Here is a 5,130-nt window from a genome sequence, read left to right as displayed (position 1 = left end):
AAAAAAAGGCGGCACCCAAAAACTTTTCCTGTTTTTTATCAATGCGTTGTTTTCAAACACTCTCCCAGCAGATCAGGGGCAGGAAGCGCGCTTCCTGCCCCTGATCTGCCTGCCATGGCGGCCCCATACGCGTGGCAATGACGGGTGGGGCTACGCCCTATCGGCACACATGGCGGTTACCATCCGCCCCGATATAGGTGCCCGTCTGGGGATCAAAACACGCATTCGCGGCGCAACTGCTGCGCGCGGGGGTGATGTCAGGGTGGACTGTTGCCCCGATGGCGTTGGCCTCCCGCGCGGCATGACCGCACAGCGACGTATCCGCAGGGGCGGAAGGGTCGTTCACCAGCACAGGTTCCGCAGCCCCCGTCGCGGCAACCGCAGGCGGTGGCAGGGCCACAGGTGTCGCACGCTGGTGTGGCGCACAGGCCGACAGACCCGATGCCATCCCCACCAGCACTGCCATTGCCATTGCCATTGCCACACGCGACATCACGCGCCGTTCCATATTCACACCATGCCTTGCCACTGTTTTTTCCTTCATTGTTACAGGTCCAGCCGCCCCTGTTCGCTGTGGGCCGCACGTTCGACCCGCGCCGCCACGTCCCCATCGGCAAAGGTCATGATGACCTGCGCGCCCGCTTTCACCTCTGCGGCAAGTGTCAGCGGATGGCCCGCGCGGTCCTGCACCAGCACATAGCCACGTTCCAGCACCGCACGCGGCGACAGCGATTCCAGACGCCCGCCCTCCCCCTGCACGCGTGCGCGCCGTTCACGCAGCAACGCCAGCAGGGCCGGGGCCGAAGGACGCAGCGCCGTCACCCGGCCCCGGCGGTCGCGCAGATATTGCGGCCCCCCACGCGCCAGTGCCGCCGACGCCAGCGTCAGGCCGGAACGTTTCAGCGCAATGATGGTGCCGGGCGTGGGCAAGCGGTCACATGCCGCCTGCAAGCGCGCGCGACGACGTTCCAGCAGTGCGGGCAACGCCATGTCGAGGCGATACCCCCGGTCGTCAAGCCGTATGCGCGCGGTTTCCAGCAACGATGGCAGGTCAGGCAGCCCCGCCGCCGCCCGCCCCAGTCGCGCCCGCCCAAGCTGCAGCACACGCCCCAGCCCGTTCGACAGCCGCGCCATGCGGTGGGCAAGGTCCGCCTCCAGCTCCGTACGCACGGGCACCGCCATTTCCGCCGCCGCCGTGGGGGTGGGCGCGCGGCGATCTGACACAAAATCAATCAGGGTCGTATCCGTCTCGTGCCCCACGGCGGAAATGACCGGAATCGTGCAGGCCGCCACCGCACGCAGCACGGATTCGTCATTGAAGGCCATCAGATCCTCCAGCGAACCACCACCACGCGCCACGATCAGCACATCGGGCCGCGCAATCCCCGTGCGCCCGTCGATCCGGTCAAACCCCGCCACCGCTTCGGCAATGCGTTCGGCCGCGCCCTCGCCCTGCACCGGGACAGGCCAGACCAGCAGGTCACGCGGAAAACGCCGGGCCACCGTGGTGCGGATGTCATGCAGCACCGCCCCCTGTGCCGAAGTCACGACCCCGATGACACGTGGCAGGAACGGAATCCGCTGCTTGCGCTCCGCATCGAACACGCCTTCCTGCGCAAGGCGCAGGCGCAGCTTCTCGATCCGGGCCAGCAATGCGCCCTCCCCCGCATATTCCAGACGGTCAATCACCATCTGGTAGGAAGAACGCTCGCCATAAGAGGAGATCTTGCCCGTGGCGATGACCTCCACGCCATTTTCAGGCTTCAGCCCAAGGCGGGAAACACTGCCGCGCCAGACGACGGAAGACAGCTTCCCTTTCTCATCCTTGAGGGAAAAATAAAGGTGACCGGATGAATATCGCTTGAATTCCGTAATTTCGCCGCGCACACGGATACGTCCAAACGTACCTTCAAGCGTGCTGCGGATCGCGCCCGAAATTTCGGATACGGAATATTCCGCGATATTCGTGGCGCCCGGCGCGCCGGATGGGAAGCTGGGTTCATGCATGACCCGAAGTTATGATAGAGACGCGCGTCCCGAAAGGGCGGATTGCAAACAGGAGAATTGATTCATGCGGGTGCTGCTGGTCGGATCGGGGGGGCGTGAACATGCCATGGCGGCGGCGATCGCGCGTTCGCCCCTGCTGGAGGCGCTGTTCATTGCACCGGGCAACCCCGGCACGGCCGCGCTGGGGACCAATTGCGCCATCCGCGCCGATGATGTGGCGGGCCTGATCAAACTTGCGCGCGATGAACGCATCGACCTTGTGGTGCCCGGACCGGAGGCCCCGCTGGTGGCGGGATTGGCCGATGCCTGCGCACAGGCCGGGATTGCCTGCGCCGGGCCATCGCGCGCGGCGGCGGAGCTTGAGGGCAGCAAGACCTTTACCAAGGAAATCTGTGACGCGGCGGCCATCCCCACCGCGCGCTGGGCACGGTTTGATACCGCGGCCGACGCACTGGCGCATGTGCGTGCCACCGGTGCACCGATCGTGGTCAAGGCCGATGGCCTGGCGGCGGGCAAGGGCGTGATCGTGGCCCAGAACGTGGAAGAAGCCGAAACCGCCATCAAAGACCTGATGACCGACGCCACGATGGGTGACGCCGGGCGCACGGTGGTGATCGAAGAATGCCTGGTGGGCGACGAGGTCTCGCTTTTTGCCTTCTGCGCGGGGGAACAGGCGGTACTGATCGGCGCGGCACAGGACCACAAGCGCATTGGCGATGGCGATACCGGCCCCAACACCGGCGGCATGGGCGCGGTTTCCCCCCCCGCAGGATTCGACCGCGCGCGACAGGAAGCGGCACTCGATACGATGGTGCGTCCCATGCTGCGCGAGATGGCGCGACGTGGCACACCGTTCCACGGCATCATCTTCGCCGGGCTTATGCTGACACCGCAGGGTGAGAAACTGATCGAATATAATGTCCGCCTTGGCGACCCGGAGGCGCAGGCCCTTCTGATCCGGCTGCAAAGCGATCTGCTCGCCGCGCTTGCCGCCGTGGCGAAGGGCGATCTTGCAGGCACGGATATCCGCTTTTCGGGACAGGCCTCCATCAGTGTGGTGATGGCCGCACGCGGCTATCCCGGCAGGCCAGTGACCGGCGGCGTGATCGCGGGCATCGACGATGCACAAGACCTGCCCGGTGTGCAGGTGTTCCAGGCAGGCACAAAGCTTGATGCCGATCATCACCTGGTCGCGGCGGGTGGCCGCGTGCTTGCGGTCTGCGCCACAGGCGACACGCTGGCACAGGCCCGCACCCGGGCCTATGCCGGGGTGGGTGCGATCCGTTGGGACGATGCCATCTGGCGTCACGATATCGGCATGCGCGCGCTGGAGCACACCGCACGCGACTGAACATTGCCCCCCGGCCCGCATTCCACACGGGCCTGCGACGGGGGATGTCCCCCCGCCCCCCACGCACGATCCGGCCCGCCGGACACCGCGCAAGACAGCGACATGCCATGCCCCGCGACACCAAGATACTGACCGAAGGAGAGGGCCTGCACGGTGCGGCCCGGATACAGGCGATGTGTGCGGTCGCACTGTCGGTCCTGCTGGCGCTGCTGGATTACGCGATCGCCAACGTCGCGCTGCCGACCATCGGGGGGGACCTGCATGTTTCCGCCGCGTCGGCGGTGTGGATCATCAATTCCTACCAGCTCGCCAGTGTCATCGCCCTTCTGCCCACGGCGGCACTGGGCGCGCGGATCGGGTTCGGACGCCTGTGCCAGATCGGGCTGGTGTTGTTCATCGTCTCCTCCCTGTTCTGCGGGCTGTCGCATTCGCTGCTGGCGCTGTCGCTGGCGCGCGCGGTGCAGGGTGTGGGCGGGGCATGTATCATGAGCGTCAGCATCGCGCTGATCCGCTTCATCTATCCCCATGCGATCATCGGGCGCGGCATCGCGCTCAATGGCGTGATGGTCGCACTTGGCGTGGGGGCGGGGCCAACGGTGGCATCCATCATCCTGTCGGTCGCCACATGGCCGTGGCTGTTTTTCATCAACATCCCGCTGGGCCTTGCGGCCCTGGTGCTGGCGCTGATGTCCCTGCCACGCACGCCGCTGCAACATGGCGCATTCGACGGGCTCAGTGCGCTGCTCAATGCGTTCGCGTTTGGCGCGCTCATCATGGCAGGCGATTCCATCGCACACCATGCCAGCAGCCTGCAGGTCTATGCCTTCGCGATAACCGGCATCGTATCGGGCTGGCTTCTGGTGCGGCGGCAGAAGGGACGCGCCCACCCGATGTTCCCGATCGACATGTTGCAGGTCGCGGCATTCCGCACCGGGGCCTGCATCGGGTTCCTCGCTTTCGTGTCGTCCAACCTGTTCATGGTGTCCTTTCCCTTCACATTGCAGAACCTGTTCCATGCGCCGCCATCGGTGGTCGGGCTGCTGATGACGCCGTGGCCGGTGGGAATCATGCTTGTCGCGCCGGTCATCAGCCGACTGAGCGACCGGGTCCCGGCCACGATCCTGTCGTCGGTGGGGCTGTTCACTACGTCGATGGGATTCCTTGCCCTTTATCTGCTCCCTGCGGAGCCACACTGGTATGACATCGTATGGCGCGTCGGGCTGGCGGGAATGGGGTTTGGCATATTCCAACCCCCCAACAACCGTATCATGATGGTCACAGCCCCCGCCGGACGGTCCGGCAGTGCAAGTGGAATGGTCCAGGTTTCGCGCCAGTGCGGACAGGCGACGGGCGCGATGCTTGTGGCGATGACGTTCGGGCTGATCGCCATGCGGCCGTCGATACGCTGCCTGGAATTCGCATCCGTCATCGCCTTTCTTGGCATGCTGCTCAGCGCATCACGGCTGTTTTCGGGCGGTCGGGAACAGGCCTGACCAACCGGCGTGGAACCAGCCCTCCTGCAAGGCAGCCTGGGCATAAACCCTGTCGGCCCCTTAAAATTTTCTGGTGAAGATCGTTTGAAAACAGGACGTCGATAAGAAATTAAAAATTCCTGCCGTTAGCGTGTCTTTTGAACATTCACCAAAAGCGCTTACCACCCCGGCGGGTCATGGCCCCCCACTTTTCAAACAGCCAATTATTTAAGGGGCTGTTTGAAAAATCATACCTGATAACATCCTGAAATCATAAAGGTTTTTGGTGAAGCTTTTTCC

4 protein-coding genes are annotated in these 5,130 nt (G+C 64.5%); 2 read left to right on the top strand and 2 right to left on the bottom strand.

Features of this window, described 5'->3' with window-relative positions:
• Positions 1-157: 157 nt before the first annotated feature.
• Together B7G66_RS06070 and xseA are read right to left on the bottom strand one after the other, a co-directional pair.
• Positions 158-544: a BA14K family protein gene (locus B7G66_RS06070; RefSeq protein ID WP_003617196.1), complete on the bottom strand. Its 387-nt coding sequence runs from the start codon at positions 542-544 to the stop codon at positions 158-160.
• Positions 545-546: 2 nt separating this feature from the next.
• A complete protein-coding gene (xseA, locus tag B7G66_RS06065) occupies positions 547-2,007 on the bottom strand; it encodes an exodeoxyribonuclease VII large subunit (RefSeq protein ID WP_003617195.1) in 1,461 nt (486 codons plus the stop codon).
• Positions 2,008-2,071: 64 nt separating this feature from the next.
• Here xseA and purD point away from each other — a divergent pair, with 64 nt between their 5' ends.
• Both purD and B7G66_RS06055 read left to right on the top strand, forming a co-directional pair.
• Positions 2,072-3,358, top strand: coding sequence for a phosphoribosylamine--glycine ligase (gene purD / locus B7G66_RS06060; RefSeq protein ID WP_003617193.1), 1,287 nt, complete (start codon positions 2,072-2,074; stop codon positions 3,356-3,358).
• A 107-nt stretch (positions 3,359-3,465) separates the two neighbouring features.
• A complete protein-coding gene (locus B7G66_RS06055; protein WP_003617190.1) occupies positions 3,466-4,851 on the top strand; it encodes an MFS transporter in 1,386 nt (461 codons plus the stop codon).
• The last annotated feature ends 279 nt before the right edge of the window (positions 4,852-5,130 follow it).

The organism is Novacetimonas hansenii JCM 7643, from assembly GCF_000964405.1.
GTDB classification, from domain to species: Bacteria; Pseudomonadota; Alphaproteobacteria; order Acetobacterales; family Acetobacteraceae; genus Novacetimonas; species Novacetimonas hansenii.
This window is presented reverse-complemented; position numbering and strand designations above follow the sequence as displayed.

Bases quoted from the DNA above. Each gene is read 5' to 3' on its own strand.
- B7G66_RS06070 (WP_003617196.1), bottom strand. From the start codon at position 544: ATGAAGGAAAAAACAGTGGCAAGGCATGGTGTGAATATGGAACGGCGC.
- xseA (WP_003617195.1), bottom strand. From the start codon at position 2,007: ATGCATGAACCCAGCTTCCCATCCGGCGCGCCGGGCGCCACGAATATC.
- purD (WP_003617193.1), top strand. From the start codon at position 2,072: ATGCGGGTGCTGCTGGTCGGATCGGGGGGGCGTGAACATGCCATGGCG.
- B7G66_RS06055 (WP_003617190.1), top strand. From the start codon at position 3,466: ATGCCCCGCGACACCAAGATACTGACCGAAGGAGAGGGCCTGCACGGT.